Below are 19,037 nucleotides of genomic sequence, written 5' to 3'. Positions count from 1 at the left end.
AACCCGTTCCGCCGCAGAACCGGCGGACCGGAGCGGATTGCTGCTCCGCGAAGTTCCCTGATCGGCGATCACAACGCGGCCAATACTAGAACATGTTCTCGTTAGTGTCGAGCACTCCGCCGGGCCACCCGAGCCGAGAAAGCCGCAGCACGCTCCAGCCCCGTCGAATCGAAACGTCCATTGTGGATAGAATGATCGAAAGGTTGTACCGAATGATCTTTTGATCGTTGTCCTGTCAGCGGCCCGGAGCCGCTGAGCAGCGACCACCAGAGCAAGCCGACCACCGGCGGGTTCTCAGCGGTTTCCTCGCGAGGACAGCTTTTTCCCTCGTGGCGGAGCCACTTGGAAAAAAGATCCCGCAGCGAGGAAACCGCTGAGGTTCCGCCACCCGACCACTACGCAGGTCATCCGGAAGAGGCCAGTTCCAAGGCGAGGGTGATGAGTTGGTCCTCTTGCCCGCCGACGAGCTTGCGCTCCCCCGCGCGCACCAGCAGGTCCCCGGCGTCCACGCCGTAGCGCTCGGCCTGGCGTTCGGCGTGCTTGAGGAAGCTGGAGTACACGCCCGCGTAGCCCATCATCAGCGCCGAGCGGTCCAGCAGGCACTCCTGCGGCATCGCCGGGCGCACCACGCGCTCGGCGGCGTCGGCCATCGCGAAGAAGTCCACGCCGGTGCGGATGCCCAGCTTGTCGCACACCCCGACGAACGCCTCCACCGGAGTGTTGCCCGCACCGGCGCCGAACCTGCGGGCGCTGCCGTCGATCTGCACCGCGCCCGCCCGCGCGGCGGCGATGGAGTTCGCCACCGCCACGCCGAGGTTCTCGTGCCCGTGGAAGCCGACCTGGGCGTCGTCGCCGACTTCGGCGACGATGGCCGCGACCCGGTCGGCGACCTGCTCCAGCACCAGCGCACCGGCCGAGTCGACCACGTACACGCACTGGCAGCCCGCGTCGACCATGATCCGCGCCTGCTTCGCCAGCGATTCCGGCGGCTGGGAGTGCGCCATCATCAGGAAGCCCACGGTCTCCAGCCCGCGCTGCCTGGCCAGCCGGAAGTGCTGCTCGGAGACGTCGGCCTCGGTGCAGTGCGTGGCGATCCGGCACACCGCGGCGCCGTTGTCCTGCGCGCGGACGATGTCGTCGAGCACGCCCACGCCGGGCAGCATCAGGAACGCGATCCGGGCGTGCACGGCGGTGCGGGCCGCGAGCGCGATCAGCTCCTGCTCCGGGGTGCGGGAGAAGCCGTAGTTGAACGACGAGCCGCCGAGCCCGTCGCCGTGGGTCACTTCGATCACCGGCACCCCGGCGCCGTCGAGCGCGGCGACGATGTCGCGCACCTCCTCGGCGGTGAACTGGTGGCGCTTGTGGTGCGAGCCGTCGCGCAGCGACGTGTCGGTCACCCGCAGGTCCAGCGATTCGGAGAACGTCCTGGGCAGCTCGGTCACGAGATTCGCTCCTCTGCGGTGTCCGGCCGCGCGCCCGCTCGGACGAGCTCCTCGCCCACGCGCACGGCGGCGGCGGTCATGATGTCGAGATTTCCGGAGTACGGCGGCAGGAAGTCCCCGGCGCCGGCGACCTCGACGAAGGTGGCGACGCGGACGTGGTCGTCGGCGGCGTCGAACTGGGGCTCGCCGAGCAGGCGGTAGCCGGGGACGTACTCGGCGATCTCCCGGGCCATGCGGGTGATGGACTCGCCGATCGCGTCGGTGTCGGAATCCGGTGCCACGGCGCAGAAGATGGTGTCGCGCATGATCATCGGCGGGTCCGCGGGATTGAGCACGATGATCGCCTTGCCGCGCTCGGCGCCGCCGATGGTCTCGATGCCCAGGCCGGTGGTCTTGGTGAACTCGTCGATGTTCGCGCGGGTACCGGGGCCCGCCGACACGGACGCGACCGAGGCGACGATCTCCGCGTAGCTCACCGGCGCGACGCGGGACACCGCGTGCACCATCGGGATCGTCGCCTGGCCGCCGCAGGTGATCAGGTTGACGTTGGGCGCCTCCAGGTGCGCGCCGATGTTCACCGGCGGCACCACCGGCGGACCCACCGCGGCCGGGGTGAGGTCGATCGCGCGGATGCCCGCGCTCGCGTAGCGGGGCGCGTTCGCGCGGTGCACTCCCGCCGAGGTGGCCTCGAAGACCAGGTCCGGCCGGTCGTCCTGCGCCAGCAGCCAGTCCACCCCGTCAGCGCTGGTGCGCACGCCGAGATCGGCCGCCCGGCGCAGCCCTTCGCTCGCCGGGTCGATGCCGATCATCCAGCGGGGTTCGACCACCGGGGACCGGCTCAGCTTGTAGAGCAGGTCGGTGCCGATGTTTCCGGATCCCACGATCGCCGCGGTCGCCTTGCCTGGACTCATCATCAAGCTCCTCGCACCCTCGTCGGTCTGTTCCTGGTCACCGGAAGGACGCGGACACCGCGCCGAGCTGGTGGCCGCCGGTGCCGAACTCGGCTTCGAAGCGCTGCCCGGAGGCCACGTCGACGGCCCTGGTGCACGATCCGGGCAGCACCACGTGCCCGGCGCGCAGCCGGACGCCGAACCCGGCGACTTTCCGCGCCAGCCACGCCACCGCCGTCGTCGGATCGCCGAGCACGGCGTCCGAGCTGCCCTCGGCGATCCGGTAGCCGTCGCGGCGCAGCACCACGTCGATGGCGCGCGGGTCGACCGCGTCCGGCGCGATCCTGGCCGCTCCCAGCAGGAAACCGGCCGAGGAGGCGTTGTCGGCGATGGTGTCGGCGAGGCTGATCCGCCAGTCGGTGATGCGGCTGTCGATGAGCTCGATCGACGGCACCAGCGCCTCGGTGCCCGCCAGCACGTCCTGTTCGGTGCAGGATTCGCCGGGCAGGTCCGCGCCGAGCAGGAAGCCGACCTCCACCTCCACCCGGGGGAAGCAGTAGCGCGCCGCTTCGATCGGCTCGTCCTCGGACAGGCGCATGTCGGCGAGCAGGTGGCCGTAGTCGGGTTCGTCGACGCCCATCATCGCCTGCATCACCGGGGAGGACAGGCCCACCTTGTGCCCGACGACCTCGGTGCCGGGCAGCCTGCGGCGGATGTTGGCGAGCTGGATCTCGTAGGCGTCGACGGCGGTGAGGCGCGGGTGCGAGTCGATCAGGGGCGCGATCGGCGCCCGGTCCCGCTCGGCGTCGCGCAGCCGCAGCGCCAGCTCGTCGCGTTGTTCGCTGGTGAGCACGGTGCCTCCGGTGTCAGGTGCTTGCGGGCGGTGGACGCCCGAGGTCTCGGCGCGGTCAGCCATCGGCGTCCGTTCCCGCGAGGTGGCGGCCCGCTCGGCGTCCGGAGAACACGCAGTCGGCGAGCGAGAGGCCGCTGACGTAGGAGTTCGAGCACAAGCCCGCGGCAGTGCGGCCCGCCGCGTAGAGGCCGGGGATCGGGGCGCGGTCGTCGTCGAGCACCGCGCCGGTCGTCTCGTCGGTGACCAGCCCGCCGAGGGTCAGCATCGGGCACGGGTAGGCGACGCTGGGCCGGATGGAGATGTCGAGCAGCGTGAACGGCGGGGTGCGCAGCCGCCGCACGAACTCCGCCGGTTTGCCCGCGGGGTCTTCGCCGTCCGCCGCGCCGTCGTGCGCCTCCGCGGTCTTGCGCAAGCGCACCGGGTCGATGCCCGCGCGCACCGCCACCTCGGCGAGGGTCGGCGCGCTCACCGACCGCCCGCCCAGCAGGTGCAGCGCCTGCATCAGCTGGAACCACACGGTCTGCTCGCGCAACCGGCGCAGCGCCTCCCGCCGCAGCTCGGCGTCGATCAGCAGCCAGCCGCGACCGCCGTGGTGGTTGATCAGCGCGTCGCCGAGCGCGGCGCCGTAGCGGGATTCGTCGCAGACCCGGTCGCCGTGCTCGTCGACGAGGACCGCGCCGAGGAACGGGCTGGGCGGGGTGATGAACCGCCACGCCGAGACCTTCTCCATCTTGTCCGTCGCGCCGCCCGCCGCGGTGCCGAGCCGGATGCCGCTGCCGTCGTCGCCGCGCGTGCCCAGCGGCAGCCCGCCCCGGTACAGCGGGGCGTGGCGGCGCAGCATCTCCCGGTTCGCGACGAAGCCGCCCGCGGCGAGCACGACACCGCGCCTGGCCCGCACGCGCAGCGGGCGCGCGTGGCGCCGCTCCACCCGCTCGGCCACCGCGTGCAGGCGCTTGCCCAGCGCGGGCACGTAGAGGCCGGGTTTCGCGGCGAACTTCGCCGCCGCCCGGTGCGTGCGCCGCGCTCGGCGGGAGGCGGTGGTCAGCGACTCGCACTGCACTCCGCGGACTCGGCCGGTGGGGTCGGTGATCAGGTCGGTGCACCGGGTCTGGTCGACGATCCGCACGCCGGCGGCGCGCACCGCGGCGGCAAGCGCGGCGAACAGGACCTTGCCGGAGGTCCCGCGCCCGTAGGCGCGGTGTCCGCGCGGCGCGGGGCGGGCGACGTCGCGGAATCCGCCGGAGGCCTCGCTGCCCGAGTAGTAGAGGTAGTGGCGGTTGCTCGGGTAGGACGTCTTGTAGGGGGCCAGGCCGCTGCCGAAGGGCACGCCGCACTCCTCCAGCCAGGTGATCATCTCGGGGCTCTGCTCGCAGAACCGCCGCAGGGTGCCCTCCGACACGGCGTCGCCGGTCTCCAGCCGCAGGTACTCGTACATGTCCTCGACCGTGTCGGCGACGCCCGCTTCGCGCTGCAGGCGGGTGCCGCCGCCCGCGTAGACGACTCCGCCGGAGAGCCTGCTCGCGCCGCCTCCGGAGAACCGGTCCAGCAGTACGACCTCGGCTCCGCCGCGGGCGGCTTCGATAGCGGCGCACGCGCCCGCGACGCCGAAGCCCACGACCACCACGTCCGCCCACAGCTCCTCCGTCACGACGTCCTCCGATTGAAACCGGTTCTCCATCGAGATCTCCGACCCGAGTCCATGTTTCCGGTCATCACCGTAGCGCCACTGCGGATAAAACTATAACCTGTTTCAGTATTGAGAGCGATGGAGGTGACATGAGCGCATCCGTCCCGGCACCGGACCCGGCGGGCTCCCAGGTCGACGTCGTCGTGGTGGGCAGCGGAGCCGCGGGGATGACCGCGGCGATCACCGCCGCGCGGGCGGGCCTGCACGTCGTGGTGGTGGAGAAGGCCGACCGCTTCGGCGGCTCCACGGCCCGCTCCGGCGGCGGCGTGTGGGTGCCGAACAACGAGGTGCTCGCGCGCCGGGGACTCCCGGACACCGCCGAGGCCGCCGACGCCTACCTCGACCACATCGTCGGCGACACCGCGCCCGCCGAGCTGCGGCGCGCCTTCCTCGCCCACGGCCCCGCGATGCTCTCGACCGTGCTCGACGCCACCCCGCTGCGGATGCGGTGGGTGCCGGGCTACTCCGACTACTACCCCGAAGCGCCCGGCGGACGCCCCGGCGGGCGTTCCATCGAGCCGAAGCCGCTCGACGGGCACCTGCTCGGCGACGAACTCGCCCACCTCGAACCGGACTTCACCAAGTCCCCGCGCAACTTCGCCGTCACCCAGGCCGATTTCCGCTGGCTCAACCTCGTCGCCCGCCACCCCCGCGGTGCGCTGCGCGCCGTGCGGGTCGGTGCGCGCTGGATGCTCGCCAACCTGCTGCGCAAGCGGCTGCTGGTGCGGGGCCAGGCGCTCGCGGCAGGGCTGCGGGCCGGGCTGCGCGACCTCAGGGTGCCGCTGTGGCTCGGCACCGAACTGCTCGACCTGGTCCGGGACGACGCGGGACGCGTCACCGGAGTCGTCGTGCGCCGCGACGGGCAACGCGTCGAGCTGCACGCCCGGCGCGGCGTCGTGCTCGCCGCGGGCGGGTTCGAGCGCAACGAGGTGATGCGCAAGCAGCACCAGCGGGAACCGATCGGCACGGCGTGGACCGTCGGCGCGGCGGCCAACATCGGCGACGGCATCCGCGCAGGCCAGGAACTCGGCGCCGCGGTGGACCTGATGGACGACGCCTGGTGGGGCCCGTCCATCCCGCTGACCGGCGGCCCGTGGTTCTGCCTCGCCGAGCGCACGCTGCCGGGCTGCATCATGGTCAACGGCGATGGCCGCCGGTTCGTCAACGAGGCAGCTCCGTACGTGGACGCGGTGCACGCGATGTACGGGCCGGGCGACGGGCCCGCGCGCAACCTCCCGACCTGGCTGATCGCCGACCAGCGCTACCGCGACCGCTACGTGTTCGCGGGCCTGGGACCGCGCCAGCCGTTCCCGAAGCGCTGGTACGCGGCCGGCGTGATCCAGCGCGCGAGCACCGTGGAGGAGCTCGCGGACAAGATCGGCGTACCGCGCGATCGGCTGCGCGGCACCGTCGACCGGTTCAACGAGCACGCGCGCGGCGGCGAGGACACCGACTTCCAGCGCGGGCGCAGCGCCTACGACCGCTACTACGGCGACCCGTTCAACCGCCCCAACCCGTGCCTGGCGACGCTGGCCGCCGCACCCTTCTACGCGGTGAAGATCGTGCCGGGGGACCTCGGCACCAAGGGCGGGCTGCGCATCGACGTGCACGCCCGCGTGCTGCGCGAGGACGGCGACCCGATCCCCGGCCTGTACGCGGCGGGCAACTCCAGCGCGGCCGTCATGGGCCGCACCTACGCCGGACCGGGCGCGACCCTCGGACCGGCCATGACCTTCGGATACCTGGCCGCGCTGCACATGGCGGACGCGACCGGCCGAGCCGAGACGGACCACGCTTCGAGCCCCGGCAGGGGCGGACGGAGGAGACAGCGATGACGCAGGCGTCGAACAACGGCGACAGCGAAGTGCGCACCATCGACGTCGGAACCCCGCCGACCAGGTTCGCCCGCGGCTGGCACTGCCTGGGGCTCGCCGAGACGTTCAAGGACGGATCACCGCACGCCGTCGAGGCGTTCGGCACGAAGCTCGTCGTCTTCCAGTCCGGCGACGGCGAGCTGCACGTGCTGGACGGTTACTGCAGGCACATGGGCGGCGACCTCAGCCAGGGCACCGTCAAGGGCGACGCGGTGGCCTGCCCGTTCCACGACTGGCGCTGGTCCGGCGAGGGCCGCTGCGTCGGAATCCCCTACGCCAAGCGGATTCCGCTGCGGGCGCGCACCAAGGCGTGGATCTGCCTGGAGCGCAACAAGCAGCTGTTCGTGTGGAACGACCCGGAGGGCAACCCGCCACCGCCGGACATCGTGGTGCCGGAACTGCCCGAGGCGCACTCCCCGGAGTGGAGCAACTGGACCTGGGACTCGGAGCTGATCGAGGGGTCGAACTGCCGGGAGATCATCGACAACGTCGTCGACATGGCGCACTTCTTCTACGTGCACTACGCGTTCCCGACGTACTTCAAGAACGTCTTCGAAGGCCACATCGCCACCCAGTACCTCAACACCAAGGGGCGCCCGGACGTCGGCGGCTCGCAGTCGAACTACGCGGGCGAGGAGAACTTCGGCCGCTCGGAGGCGTCGTACTACGGGCCGTCGTACATGATCGACAGGCTGTGGAACGAGCACAAGGGCATGACCATCGAGACCATCCTGATCAACTGCCACTACCCGGTCACGGAGAACTCGTTCGTCCTGCAGTGGGGCGTGCTGGCGAAGAAGCTGCCCGGCCTCACCGACGAGCAGGCGGACAAGATGGCGGGCAAGATCGCCAAGAACACCAGCGTCGGCTTCCTGCAGGACGTGGAGATCTGGCGGAACAAGACCCGCATCGACAATCCGCTGCTGTGCGAGGAGGACGGGCCGGTGTACCAGCTGCGGCGCTGGTACGAGCAGTTCTACGTCGACGCCGCCGACGTCACCGAGGACATGGCCGGGCGGTTCGAGTTCGAGGTGGACACCACCCGCGCGAACGTCGCGTGGGAGCAGGAGGTCGCCGACAACCTCGCGCGCCGAGCGGACGGGCGGTGAGCACGGCGGGCGGCGGCTGGGCCAAGGCGCCCTCGTTCGCCGACGATCCGCGGATGCGGGCGCGGCTGCGGGAGCGCACCGCCGAGGACCGCCGAGAACAGCTCGAAGGGGGCCTGCGCCCGGTCGAGTGCACCCGGTGCGGCGCGTGCGTGCTGGCGAAGAAGAACAGCCCGTCGCACACCAGCATCCAGTGGACGGGGGCGGCGGCCCGGCAGTGCCCCGAGCTGGCGGCGCGCGCCCGCGACGGCAGCACCGCCCACGTGGAGAGCTGCGCGGACCTGCACGAGAGCATCGCCGCGTCGGTCCGGGCGGTCGAGGAGCAGGAGTAGGAGGGCGTCATGTCCGAACCTTCCGAATCCGGCGTGCACCGGTTGAAGGTCGACGAAGTCGTCGAAGAGACCCCGGATGCGATCTCCCTGGTCTTCGCCGTCCCGGACGGCGGCGAGTTCGCCTACCGGCCGGGCCAGTTCCTGACGCTGCGCGTGCCCGGCGAGCACGGCGGGTCGGTGGCCCGGTGCTACTCGCTGTCGAGCTCGCCGCACACCGACTCCGCGCCGCGGGTCACCGTCAAGCGCGTTCCCGGCGGCCACGGGTCGAACTGGTTGTGCGACAACGCGACCGCGGGGTCCATAGTGGACGTGCTGGCCCCGGACGGCGGGTTCACGCCGAAGTCGCTGGACGGGAACTTCCTGATGCTCGCCGGTGGCAGCGGGATCACCCCGATCATGTCGATCGTGCGCTCGGTGCTGGCCGGCGGCGACGGGCGGATCGTGCTGCTCTACGCGAACCGCGACGAGCAGTCGGTGATCTTCGCGGCGGCGCTGCGGGAGCTCGCCGCGCGGCACCCGGGGCGGCTCACCGTCGTGCACTGGCTGGAAACGGTGCAGGGCCTGCCGGACGAGTCGTCGCTGCGGGCGCTGGCGGAACCGTTCGCGGACCACGAGGCGTTCGTCTGCGGTCCGGGCGCGTTCATGGACGTCGCGTGCGGTGCGCTCGAACCGCTCGGCTTCGCCCGCGACCGGCTGCACGTCGAACGCTTCCTGTCCCTGGCGGAGAACCCGTTCGAACGCGGCGGCGAACCGGAGCCCGCCGAGCCCGCGCAGCCCGACGCGACCGTCGAGGTCGACATCGACGGCGCCCGCCACCGGTTCGACTGGCCGCGTCGGCAGCGGTTGCTGGACCTGCTGCTGGAACGCGGCATCGACGCGCCCTACTCGTGCAGGCAGGGTGCGTGCAGCGCCTGCGCGTGCCGCATCAGCGGTGGTGAGGTGAGCATGGTGCGCAACGACATCCTGGAGCAGGAGGACCTCGACGACGGCATCGTGCTGGCCTGCCAGTCGCTGCCGGTCACCGACGAAGTCCACGTCAGCTACGAGTGAGGGAACCGCATGCCCATCGATCCCGAGGTCGCGATCGGCGCGACCGTGGCCGCCCAGGACGTCGAGTGGAGCTCGTCCGACGTGCTGCTCTACCAGCTCGCGCTCGGCGCCGGGAACCCGCCGACAGATCCCGGTGAGCTGCGCTACGCCTACGAGCAGGACCTGCAGGTGCTGCCGTCGTTCGCGGTGGTGGCGCCGAACCTGCGCCAGTTCGAGCCGCCGACGCTGTCGTTCCCCGGCGTCGAGGTCGACCTGGCGAAGGTGCTGCACGGCGGCCAGGAGATCACCGTGCACCGCCCGTTCCCCGCCGCCGGCGGCGCGCGGGCGACGACCCGCATCGTCGACGTGCAGGACAAGGGCAAGGCGGCGGTGATCGTGCAGGAGACCACGATGACCGACGAGGACGGCCCGCTGTGCGCGGCCCGCTCGACCATCTTCGCCCGCGGCGAAGGCGGTTTCGGCGGGCACCGCGGCTCGTCGCAGCGGGCCGAACCGCCGCAGCGGGAACCGGACCTCGTCACCGACTTCCCCACCTCGCCGCAGCAGGCGCTGCTCTACCGGCTCTGCGGCGACCGCAACCCGCTGCACGCCGACCCCGCGTTCGCCGAGGCGGCCGGGTTCCCCGCCCCGATCCTGCACGGGCTGTGCACCTACGGCGTGGCGTGCAAGGCCATCGCGGACACCGCGCTCGGCGGCGAGGTGCACCGGATGTCGTCGTACGCGGCGCGCTTCACCGGGGTCGTGTTCCCCGGCGAGACCATCCGCACCCGGATCTGGGAGGAGGGCGGCGGGCGGCTGGTGGCGACGTCGTCGGTCCTGGAACGCGACGAAGCCCCCGTGCTCGGGGACATCGTCGTCACGACGACGACCTGACGGGCGGTCAGATGATCGGCGTGACCTGGTCTTCGATTCCCAGCAGGGCGCGGCCGTAGACCTCGGTCGCGATCGCGGGGTTGATCACCGCGTGCCGCCCGGCGACCTCCTGGTCGCGCCAGATCCGCTGCAGCGGGTTGGCCTCGGCGAAGCTGCCCGCGCCGCCGATGTTGAGCAGCAGGTCGAGGGCTTCGCGCGTGCGCACGGCGATCGAGCCGGTGTCCATCCGCACCCGCGCGCGGTGGAACTCCGGCATGTACTCCGGCCCGGCCGCCCAGGTGTCGATGTCCGTGGCCGCCCTGGTGAGGTGCAGTTCCGCGGTGTCGATGAGCTGCGCGGCCTCGGCCAGCTGCATCTGGGTGGACGGGGCGTGCCGGGAGTCCGCGTAGAAGGTGTAGGCGATCTTCTTGTCCTTGCCGAGCCCCTCCAGCACCGCGTCGAGACCGCCCCGGGCGAGACCGAGCAGCGGCGCGGCCAGGATGATGATCAGCACCGGCGCGAACGCCGACCGGTACAGCACCTCGTCGTCGTGCTCGGTCGGGTAGTCGCCCCGCAGCGCGCGGGACACCGACAGGATGCGGTGCTCGGGAACGAAGATCTCCTCGCCGACCAGCGTGTTGCTCCCGGTCCCGCGCATGCCGCTGACGAACCAGGTGTCGACGACCTCCAGCTCCTCCATCGGGACCAGCGCCAGCCCTTGGTCGACCTGCTCACCGGCGTCGTCGACGATCGGGATTCCCAGCATCGCCCACTGGCAGTGGCCGCATCCGGAGGCGAACGCCCACCTCCCGGTGATGACCTGGCCGCCTTCGGCCGCCGTGCTGGACGCGTTCGGTTCGATGACGGTGCACACGCGGGCGTCGGGGTCTACCCCGAAGACCTCCTGCTGTGCCCGTTCGGGCAGGAGTCCGACCATCCACTGGCAGGTGTTGATCAGGGTGACCACCCACGCCGTCGAGCCGCACCCCCTGCCGAGTTCGGCGATGACCCGCACGAACGTGCGGAAATCGGTCTGGTGTCCGCCGAACCTCGCCGGGGCGAGCAGGCCGAACAATCCCGCTTCCTGCAACGCCCGCACGTTCTCGTCCGGCAGCGCGCGGTCCTGCTCGGCCGTGGCCGCGTTCCGGCTCAGCAGCTCCACCAGGGCGGCGGCCCTCTCGGGCAGCGGTGGCTCGTCGTCACTGGTCTCGGGCGAATCACCGGCGTCAGCCATTGGCTCTCCTCCACGAAGGGACACGATGTCGGTGCGGACTTCAGCGCCCACTCCGACCTGTGCTCGGACCCAGGACGGAACGAGCGGCCCCGGCTCCCGTCGTCACCCTAATGAACGACGGTGCTCCGATCACCGCAAACGTGCTGCACCAATTCGGTGGAATTGTCGCGGGTGGTGACGTGGCGTGACACGAGTCCTGATCGATTGCACGCGGTCTTCTCGCCCATCCGCACCACCGTTCGGCCGAAACGCACTGGTCAACCCTGCGCAGCGGCGTTGAGCAGGTCCAGCGCGCTGTGCTGGCAACCGTGGCCGTCACCAGGAGCGACGAACGGCCCGTTCCAGTGCGGCCCGTACGCGTCGAGCGAGTCGCGATCGTTCGCGTGCGCGGCCGAAGCCTGCCGCGCCAGGTAATCGGTGTAGGGCCGGTCGTCGAGCGCCGCGTTGAGCACCCCGAGCCCGCGCGCGTAGGGGCCCTTGAACGACGCGCCGTCGCCGAAGCAGTCGTCGGCTTCGACGGGTTCGCGCAGCACTCCACCCGGGTTCAGGTACTCCGATCCGGTCGAGGCGTCGGCCAGGGAGCGGGCCCGGTCGAGCAGCGCCTGCTCCCCGGTCGCCCGGTGCAGTTCGACGAGCCCGCCGAGCAGCACGCCCTGGTTGTAGGTCCAGGTGGTGTCACCGTTGTTCGCGCAGCCCTCGGTGATCCCGTCGTTGACCAGGCCGTCGTCGTTGATCATGCCGCTGGCCTCGAACCACGCCCACTCGTCGCGGGCGCGCTGCAGATAGGTCGCGTCACCCGGGATCCTGTTGTGCAGCGCGGCGTTGAGGTGCAGGTAGAGCTCGTTGGTGATGGCGTTCTTGTAGGTCTTGTGCTGGTTCCACAGCACTCCGCCGCCGCATTCGGGAGTCCAGTGCGCGGCCATGTGGTCGGCGTCCGCGCGCGCGGTCTCCAGGTAGCGGCCGTCGCCGGTGAGGTCGTAGGCCGCGATCCACGCCAAGCCCCACCACCCGGTGTCGTCGAGGTACTCGTTGGTGAAGTTCCCGCCCTGCGCGTCGACGTTGAGGTCGTAGGTGTGCGCGACGGCGTACTCGTAGCCGCGCAGCCCGCTGATCCGGATGTTGTCGATCAGCGCGGTGAGCGCGTTCGCGGAGGTCCACCAGTTCCCGGTGTCGAACAGCCCGATGTCCTGGCGGTAGCGCATCATCAGCGCGGTCGCGGCGGCGGTGTCGCGGCTGCCCGCGTTCCAGTCCGGCCGCGCCCAGCCGGTGCACGCGGCCGCCCCGTCCGGCGGGGAGGCGCAGGCCCGCAGGGCGCCGACTCCGCGCGCGTTCCAGTCGTCGGCGTTGAACATGAGCGTGCGCCACCCGGTCTGCCCGGCCGGGACGGTCGTCTCGCCGAGCCTGCCGCCGGAATCCCAGGTCTTCCCGCCGTCGAAGGAGCGGTCCAGCCACACCTGGTCGCCTTCGGCCGCGCCGCTGATCGAGGCCCAGCCCATCGCGTCGCCGTCGTCGACGTGCAGCTCGACGGTGCGCCCGGACGCGTCGGCGCTGACCGGGATCCGGTCTCCGGTGGCCAGCTGCGGATCGCGCCCGTCGCAGTGCCGGTTGCAGATCTCCGCTCGCGGTGCCGCGATCGCCGCCGGAGCGAGCGGGACGCACAGCAGCACGCCGATCAGCGCACCGAACGCCCGGCCCCGGTATCCGGTCATCGCAAGCCCCCTCGGCTGCCGCCCGCGATCGGGCGGGACGAGTTCCACGATCTTCGCGTTTCCGGCGCGGTGTCAACGGAACTCCGCGGGTTGGCGACGTTCGGCGCAACGCCACGGCTCCGGAACGCGCGCGAACCGGGCAACGGTGGGCCGTTCGTGGACTCCGCGCCCCGCACCTGATCCGCGCGCCGCTCGCGCAGTGCGTCCCCGTACCGCCGCGATCACCACATGTACTATTCCACTAGCTAACTAGTGAAATGCGTCTGAGAGAGAGGGCGAGGGATGTCCGCACCACCTCAAGTGCGATCGGGAACGGCAGCCGTGCGCGCCGAGGGACTGGGCAAGCGCTACCGCCGCGGCTGGGCGCTGCGCGAGTGCTCGTTCCGGCTGCCGCCGAACCGGATCGTCGCCCTCGTCGGGCCGAACGGCGCGGGCAAGAGCACGCTGCTGGGCCTGCTGACCGGGCTGCTCGCCCCGAGCGAAGGCGTCGCCGAGGTCTTCGGCCGGCGCCCCTCCGGGTCCGCCGCCCCCGCCGACGTGGCCTACCTCGCCCAGCAGAAACCGCTCTACCCCGGCCTCACCGTGCGCGAGACGCTCCGGTTGGGAGCGCGGATGAACACCACCTGGGACCAGGACCGCGCCGAACGCCTCGTGCGCGAGGCCGCCGTGCCCTTCGAGGCCAAGATCGGCACCCTCTCCGGCGGGCAGCGCACCCGGGTCGCGCTGGCGCTGGCGCTGGGCAAGCGCCCCGCGCTGCTGCTGCTCGACGAGCCGATGGCCGACCTGGATCCGCTGGCGCGGCAGGCGACGCTGCGGACCCTGCAGGACGAGGCCCGGCGGCACCCGATCACGATCGTGTTGTCCTCGCACGTGCTCAGCGACCTCACCGACGTGTGCGACCACCTGCTGCTGATGAGCGCGGGCGCGGTGCGGCTCGACGGCTCGGTCGCCGACCTGGTCGCCGGTCACCGCGTGCTGCGCGGACCGGGCGCCGCGCCCGACCCGGTGCGCCGAGCTGAGATCATCGACGAGGTCCGATCGCCGCGGGAGCGGTTCCTGCTCGCCCGCGCGGGCGGCCCCGTGACCGCTCCCGGCTGGCGCCAAGAACGCCCCCGCCTGGAGGACATCGCGCTGGCGCACATGCGCGGCGCCGACAACTCGGAGGTGGCGGCATGATCTGGGTGGCGTGGCGGCAGCACCGGGCGCAGCTCATCGCGCTCGCCGCGGTGCTCGTGACGGGCGTGATCGCGGTGTCCGCGCTGCACGCGAGCATGGCGGGCTACATCGCCGAGCAGGGCATGCGGGGCTGCGTCGCCCCGGCCGCCGAGCGGTCCGCGGAGTGCCTCCGGTTCGCGATGGAGTTCCAGCCGCGGTGGCTGGATCCGCTCAAGGCGGGCCAAGCGGGAATCCTGGCGCTCCCCGTGCTGCTCGGGGTGTTCAGCGCGGCACCGCTGTTCGCCAGGGAGATCGAGAACGGCACGCACGTCCTCGTGTTCACCCAGTCGGTCAGCCGGGTGCGCTGGATGGCCGCGAAGGTGGCGATGGTGCTGGTGCCTGCGCTGATCACCGTCGTCGTCCTGCAGTTCGCGGTGCAGCGCTGGGTTTCGGCGGCCGGGGAGCTGGGGCCGTTGACCAGCGGCCCGTTCACCTTCCTCAACCTCGACACCTCCGGTCCGCTGCCGGTGGCGCACCTGCTGTTCTCCTTCGGCCTCGGGGCGCTGCTGGGCACCGCGCTGAAACGCCCGTTACCGGCGATGATCAGCACGCTCGGCGCGCTGGTGGTGGTGCGCGCGGTGGCCACCAACGTGCACCCGCACCTGTCCCCGGTGCGGCGCGAGGTCTCGGGACCGTCGGCGTCCACTCCGGACACCGGAGACTCCCTCGTGGACAGCGGCTACCTCGACGCCGCCGGGAATCCGCTGCCCGACGCGCAGGTCCGCTTGAACGCCTGCGGGACGCGCGGCTCCGCGACGGAGGCGTACCAGGACCCGGACGCCTGCCTGCGGGAGCAGGGCATCGCCGGGCGGTTCCACGACGTCATCCCCGCCGAGCACGCGCCGGTGCTGCAGTGGGCGGAGTTCGCGCTGTTCGGCGCGGCCGGCGTGCTGCTCCTGGTGGCCACCGCCTGGCTGCTGCGCAAGCAGCACTGACCCCCGACCACCGGCGGGCGCCCGCGAACCGGGCGCCCGCCGGTGGTCGCCGTGCTCGATCCGGTCGCTGCTCAGCGGCTCCGCCCCGGACACGACAACGATCGAAAGATCACCCTGCAAGGACCCTTTATGCTGGTCGGTATGATCGAGTTCCGGATCGACCGTCGCTCCGGGGTCTCCACCTACGTGCAAATCGTGCAGCAGGTCACGCAGGCGATGCGGCTGGGATTGCTGGGCCCCGGTGACCGCCTGCCCACGGCCCGCGAAGTCGTGGAGGCGACGGCGGTCAACCCGAACACGGTGCTCAAGGCGTACCGCGAGCTGGAGCGCGACGGCCTGGTCGAGGCCCGCCGCGGCGTCGGCACCTTCGTGACCCGCTCCTTGGCCAGCGACCTCACGTCCGTCGAGGCACCGCTGCGGCGCGACCTGGCGGAGTGGGTGGGCCGGGCCAAGAGCAGCGGACTCGCCATCGAAGAAGTGGACGCCCTCTACGCGGCCGTCCGCGACGAGCACTTCCACGCACGAGGACCGGGACGAGCATCATGACCGCGTTGCACACCACCGCACTGTCCAAGAGCTACGGCACCCGGACCGCCGTCGCGGACTGCACGGTCGACCTCCCCGAGGGCAAGGTGATCGGGCTGGTCGGCGCGAACGGCGCCGGCAAGAGCACCTTCCTCGCGCTGGCCGCGGGCCTGGTGGCCCCGACCTCCGGCTCGGTGCGGATCTTCGGCGAGGAGGTGCGCGGCGGGCTGCACCCGCGCGCCTCCTACCTGCCGCAGCGCCGCGCCCTGTACCCGGACTTCACCGTGGACGAGATGATCCGCGCGGTAGGGGCGATGAACCGGCGCTGGTCGCGCGAGCGCGTGGAGGAGGCGCTGGCCGCGCACACCGCGTTGGACCGCGGAGCCAAGGTCGGTTCGCTGTCGCCGGGCGTGCGCACGCGGCTCGCGCTGGCGCTCGGCCTCGGGCGGATGCCCGACCTGCTGCTGCTCGACGAGCCGCTGTCCGATCTGGATCCGCTCGCCAGGGACGAGGTGCTGCGCTCGATCATGGCCGACGTGGCGGAGCGCGGGACGACCGTGGTGCTGTCCTCGCACCTGCTCGGCGAGCTGCGCGAGGTGTGCGACCACGTGCTGCTGCTGCACGACGGACGCGTCCACCTCGACGGCGACGTCGACGAGCTCCTGGCGGACCACCGCGACCTCGTCGGCCCCGCCGACGGCGAAGCCGACATCGTGGGCACGGTGATCCACGGCCGCGGCACCGGACGGCAGCGGCGGCTGCTCGTCCGCGATTCCGGCGCGCTCCCACCGGGTTGGGAGGGCCGCGCGCCGGAACTGGAATCCCTGGTGACCGACTACCTCCGAGCCGCCCGCGACGGCTGATCCGCGTGCGCGCGCCCGACCGGAATCCGACGCGGCGGGAGCACCGCCGAGCGCGCGGCTCGGGTCGGGGAAGACTTCTCAGCCCTGTTCGGAGGTGAGTTCGGCGAGCAGGCCGCGCACCCGGGCGTCGATCTCGTCGCGGATGCGGCGGACCGCCGCGATCGGCTGCCCGGCCGGATCGTCCAGCGCCCAGTCCAAGTAGCGCTTGCCGGGGAACACCGGGCAGGCGTCCCCGCAGCCCATGGTGATCACGACGTCCGCCGCTTCGACCGCCTCGGCGCGCAGCGGTTTCGGGAACTCGCGGGAGAGGTCGAGGCCCCATTCGGCCAGCACCTCGCGCGCGGCGGGGTTGATCTCGGCAGCCGGCGCGGAACCGGCGGAGCGCACGGTCACGCGGCCGGCCGCGTGGTGGTCGAGCAGTGCGGCGGCCAGCTGCGAGCGGCCGGCGTTGTGCACGCAGACGAACAGCACTTCGGGCACTGACATGCTTCTCCTCGTCGTGCGGTCGGATTCGGGGTGGTCAGGATCGGGTGAAGTAGCGCCTGCACCACAACGACACGGAGACCAGTCCGACGAGCACCGGAACCTCGATCAGCGGCCCGACCACTCCGGCCAGCGCCTGCCCGGAGGTGACGCCGAACGTGGCGATGGCGACGGCGATGGCGAGTTCGAAGTTGTTGCCCGCGGCGGTGAACGCCAGCGTCGCCGACCGCGCGTAGCCCATCCCCAGCACCCGCCCGAGCAGCAGCGAGCCCGCCCACATCAACGCGAAGTAAGCCAGCAGCGGCACCGCGATGCGCGCGACGTCCCACGGCCTGGTCGTGATCTGCTGCCCTTGCAGCGCGAACAGCACGACGATGGTGAACAGCAGCCCGCACAGCGCCAGCGGCCCGACCCTGGGCAGGAACGTCCCCTCGTACCATGTACGTCCCTTGATCCGTTCTCCGAACGTGCGGCTGAGATAGCCCGCCACCAGCGGCACTCCGAGAAAGACGAGCACGGATCCGGCGATGTCCCACGGCGAGACCGCGAGTTCCGCCTGCGCCAGCCCCAGCAGGCCGGGGAGCACGGACAGGTAGAACCAGCCGAGCCCGGCGAACGCGAGCACCTGGAACACGGAGTTCAGCGCGACCAGCACCGCCGCGGCTTCGCGGTCACCGCGGGCCAGGTCGTTCCAGATGACCACCATCGCGATGCAGCGCGCCAGCCCGACGATGATCAGCCCGGTGCGGTACTCCGGCAGGTCCGGCAGGAACGTCCAGGCCAGCGCGAACATCAATGCCGGGCCGAGCACCCAGTTCAGCAGCAGCGAGCTCAGCAGCAGCCGCTTGTCTCCGGTGACGGCGTCGAGCCGGTCGTAACGCACCTTCGCCAGCACCGGGTACATCATCACCAGCAGTCCGAGGGCGATCGGCAGCGAGATGCCGTCGATCCGCACGGCGTCGAGCGCCGGACCGAGACCGGGTATCCAGCGTCCGGCGAGCAGCCCCGCGACCATGGCGGCCCCGATCCACAGCGGCAGCAGCCGGTCCAGCGCGGACAGCCTCGCCCTCACCGCGGTCTCGGGAGTCGTGGTGGTCATGCGGAGACACCCGAGGCGGTGGGGGCGAGCAGATCCGACACAGCGGCGAGCGCCTCGGCGCACACCCGGTAGTAGATCCAGGTGCCACGCCGTTCGCCTTCGATCACCCCGGCCTCCCGCAGCACCTTGAGGTGGTGCGAGATCGTCGGCCCGGACAGCTCGAACGCGCCGGTCAGATCGCACACGCACGCTTCGCCGCCCGCGTGCGAGGCGATCAGCGACAGCAGCCGGAGCCGGACCGGTTCGCCGATGGCTTTGAAGACGCGGGCCAGCTCCACGGACCGGTCCGCGCTCAGCGGCTCCCGCAGCATCGGCGAGCAGCACCGCTCTTGTTTCGACATGCTTCTAACTTGACATATGTCGAAACAACGGCGCAAGCTCGCGGTGGCTGCTTCGATGACCGTCCAGACAGGGGTTCGTGATGTCTCGCGTGCAAATGGCCCTCCGCGTCGGCGACCTGGAGGGATCGATCGCCTTCTACTGCAAGCTGCTCGGCGCGGAACCCGCCAAGATCCGCCCCGGCTACGCGAACTTCGCCATCAGCGAACCACCGGTCAAGCTGGTCCTGCTGCAAGGAGAAACCGGCCAGGACACCGCCCTCGACCACCTCGGCGTCGAAGTCGACAGCACTGACGAAGTCTCCGACGCCACCGCGCGCCTCACCGAACTCGGCCTGTTCGCGGAACCGGAGCAGGACACGACCTGCTGCTACGCCCGCCAGGACAAGGTGTGGGTGCACGGCCCCGGCCGCGAACCGTGGGAGGTCTACGTCGTGAAGGAGGACTCCCCCACCTTCGGCCCGGCCGAAACCGGGGCCTGCCGCACCACGACGTGACGCGTCCGGAGTCGGGTGAACGGACCGTTCGCCCAATGAGATCGGACGAACGG

The 19,037-nt window shown here is 71.6% G+C and carries 18 protein-coding genes and 1 pseudogene; 10 read left to right on the top strand and 9 right to left on the bottom strand.

Features of this window, described 5'->3' with window-relative positions:
* Positions 1 to 404 precede the first annotated feature (404 nt).
* From dmpG to BJ969_RS12075, 4 genes are read right to left on the bottom strand one after another with little or no spacing between them, the layout of a single operon-like run.
* Entirely contained in the window at positions 405 to 1,442 is a 1,038-nt protein-coding gene (dmpG, locus tag BJ969_RS12090) for a 4-hydroxy-2-oxovalerate aldolase (protein ID WP_184479031.1), read from the bottom strand.
* Positions 1,439 to 2,353 (bottom strand): acetaldehyde dehydrogenase (acetylating), encoded by a 915-nt coding sequence (locus BJ969_RS12085; RefSeq protein ID WP_184479030.1) that lies wholly within the window; start codon positions 2,351 to 2,353, stop codon positions 1,439 to 1,441. Before BJ969_RS12085 ends, dmpG begins: the two co-directional genes overlap by 4 nt.
* A gap of 37 nt (positions 2,354 to 2,390) precedes the next feature.
* On the bottom strand, positions 2,391 to 3,248 hold the full coding sequence (locus tag BJ969_RS12080; protein ID WP_221315791.1) for a 2-keto-4-pentenoate hydratase: 858 nt from the start codon (positions 3,246 to 3,248) through the stop codon (positions 2,391 to 2,393).
* Positions 3,241 to 4,863 (bottom strand): FAD-binding protein, encoded by a 1,623-nt coding sequence (locus tag BJ969_RS12075; protein WP_184479029.1) that lies wholly within the window; start codon positions 4,861 to 4,863, stop codon positions 3,241 to 3,243. Before BJ969_RS12075 ends, BJ969_RS12080 begins: the two co-directional genes overlap by 8 nt.
* Positions 4,864 to 4,961: 98 nt before the next feature.
* Between BJ969_RS12075 and kstD the strand changes: the two genes are divergently transcribed.
* From kstD to BJ969_RS12050, 5 genes are read left to right on the top strand one after another with little or no spacing between them, the layout of a single operon-like run.
* The gene (gene kstD / locus BJ969_RS12070) at positions 4,962 to 6,707 is read left to right on the top strand and encodes a 3-oxosteroid 1-dehydrogenase (protein ID WP_184479028.1); all 1,746 of its coding nucleotides are present in this window, start codon (positions 4,962 to 4,964) and stop codon (positions 6,705 to 6,707) included.
* Entirely contained in the window at positions 6,704 to 7,855 is a 1,152-nt protein-coding gene (locus BJ969_RS12065; RefSeq protein WP_184479027.1) for a 3-ketosteroid-9-alpha-monooxygenase, oxygenase component, read from the top strand. The genes kstD and BJ969_RS12065 overlap by 4 nt, the downstream gene beginning before the upstream one ends.
* Positions 7,852 to 8,184 (top strand): hypothetical protein, encoded by a 333-nt coding sequence (locus BJ969_RS12060; RefSeq protein ID WP_184479026.1) that lies wholly within the window; start codon positions 7,852 to 7,854, stop codon positions 8,182 to 8,184. Before BJ969_RS12065 ends, BJ969_RS12060 begins: the two co-directional genes overlap by 4 nt.
* 9 nt (positions 8,185 to 8,193) lie before the next feature.
* Complete coding sequence (locus BJ969_RS12055; protein WP_184479025.1) at positions 8,194 to 9,234, top strand: ferredoxin--NADP reductase; 1,041 nt, start codon at positions 8,194 to 8,196, stop codon at positions 9,232 to 9,234.
* A 9-nt stretch (positions 9,235 to 9,243) separates the two neighbouring features.
* Complete coding sequence (locus tag BJ969_RS12050) at positions 9,244 to 10,107, top strand: MaoC/PaaZ C-terminal domain-containing protein (protein ID WP_184479024.1); 864 nt, start codon at positions 9,244 to 9,246, stop codon at positions 10,105 to 10,107.
* A 7-nt stretch (positions 10,108 to 10,114) separates the two neighbouring features.
* Here the strand turns inward: BJ969_RS12050 and BJ969_RS12045 are convergent, their stop codons facing one another.
* Both BJ969_RS12045 and BJ969_RS12040 read right to left on the bottom strand, forming a co-directional pair.
* Positions 10,115 to 11,320, bottom strand: a complete 1,206-nt coding sequence (locus BJ969_RS12045; protein WP_184479023.1) for an acyl-CoA dehydrogenase family protein — start codon at positions 11,318 to 11,320, stop codon at positions 10,115 to 10,117.
* A 257-nt stretch (positions 11,321 to 11,577) separates the two neighbouring features.
* Positions 11,578 to 13,029 carry a glycoside hydrolase family 76 protein gene (locus BJ969_RS12040; protein ID WP_184479022.1) on the bottom strand — a complete coding sequence of 484 codons (1,452 nt, stop codon included), beginning with the start codon at positions 13,027 to 13,029 and terminating at the stop codon, positions 11,578 to 11,580.
* A 282-nt stretch (positions 13,030 to 13,311) separates the two neighbouring features.
* On the opposite strand from BJ969_RS12040, the pseudogene BJ969_RS30985 reads away from it, so the two are divergent.
* From BJ969_RS30985 to BJ969_RS12020, 4 genes and pseudogenes are all read left to right on the top strand, one after another.
* A pseudogene (locus tag BJ969_RS30985) lies at positions 13,312 to 13,827 on the top strand (ATP-binding cassette domain-containing protein); the annotation flags it as partial.
* Positions 13,828 to 14,201: 374 nt separating this feature from the next.
* Positions 14,202 to 15,179 (top strand): hypothetical protein, encoded by a 978-nt coding sequence (locus tag BJ969_RS12030; protein WP_184479020.1) that lies wholly within the window; start codon positions 14,202 to 14,204, stop codon positions 15,177 to 15,179.
* A 141-nt stretch (positions 15,180 to 15,320) separates the two neighbouring features.
* Positions 15,321 to 15,725, top strand: a complete 405-nt coding sequence (locus BJ969_RS12025; RefSeq protein ID WP_184479019.1) for a GntR family transcriptional regulator — start codon at positions 15,321 to 15,323, stop codon at positions 15,723 to 15,725.
* Complete coding sequence (locus BJ969_RS12020; protein WP_184479018.1) at positions 15,722 to 16,567, top strand: ATP-binding cassette domain-containing protein; 846 nt, start codon at positions 15,722 to 15,724, stop codon at positions 16,565 to 16,567. The genes BJ969_RS12025 and BJ969_RS12020 overlap by 4 nt, the downstream gene beginning before the upstream one ends.
* 78 nt (positions 16,568 to 16,645) lie before the next feature.
* Here the strand turns inward: BJ969_RS12020 and BJ969_RS12015 are convergent, their stop codons facing one another.
* The 3 genes from BJ969_RS12015 to BJ969_RS12005 are packed head-to-tail and all read right to left on the bottom strand — an operon-like array spanning position 16,646 to position 18,490.
* Positions 16,646 to 17,053 carry an arsenate reductase ArsC gene (locus BJ969_RS12015; RefSeq protein ID WP_184479017.1) on the bottom strand — a complete coding sequence of 136 codons (408 nt, stop codon included), beginning with the start codon at positions 17,051 to 17,053 and terminating at the stop codon, positions 16,646 to 16,648.
* Positions 17,054 to 17,087: 34 nt separating this feature from the next.
* Positions 17,088 to 18,149 (bottom strand): ACR3 family arsenite efflux transporter, encoded by a 1,062-nt coding sequence (gene arsB / locus BJ969_RS12010; protein ID WP_184479016.1) that lies wholly within the window; start codon positions 18,147 to 18,149, stop codon positions 17,088 to 17,090.
* Positions 18,146 to 18,490, bottom strand: coding sequence for an ArsR/SmtB family transcription factor (locus tag BJ969_RS12005; RefSeq protein ID WP_184479015.1), 345 nt, complete (start codon positions 18,488 to 18,490; stop codon positions 18,146 to 18,148). Before BJ969_RS12005 ends, arsB begins: the two co-directional genes overlap by 4 nt.
* 80 nt (positions 18,491 to 18,570) lie before the next feature.
* Between BJ969_RS12005 and BJ969_RS12000 the strand changes: the two genes are divergently transcribed.
* Positions 18,571 to 18,984: an ArsI/CadI family heavy metal resistance metalloenzyme gene (locus tag BJ969_RS12000; protein WP_184479014.1), complete on the top strand. Its 414-nt coding sequence runs from the start codon at positions 18,571 to 18,573 to the stop codon at positions 18,982 to 18,984.
* Positions 18,985 to 19,037: the final 53 nt, after the last annotated feature.

Source organism: Saccharopolyspora gloriosae, from assembly GCF_014203325.1.
GTDB lineage: Bacteria > Actinomycetota > Actinomycetes > Mycobacteriales > Pseudonocardiaceae > Saccharopolyspora_C > Saccharopolyspora_C gloriosae.
Note: the sequence above shows the minus strand (reverse complement) of the source record. Positions and strands in the feature narration are given on the sequence as shown.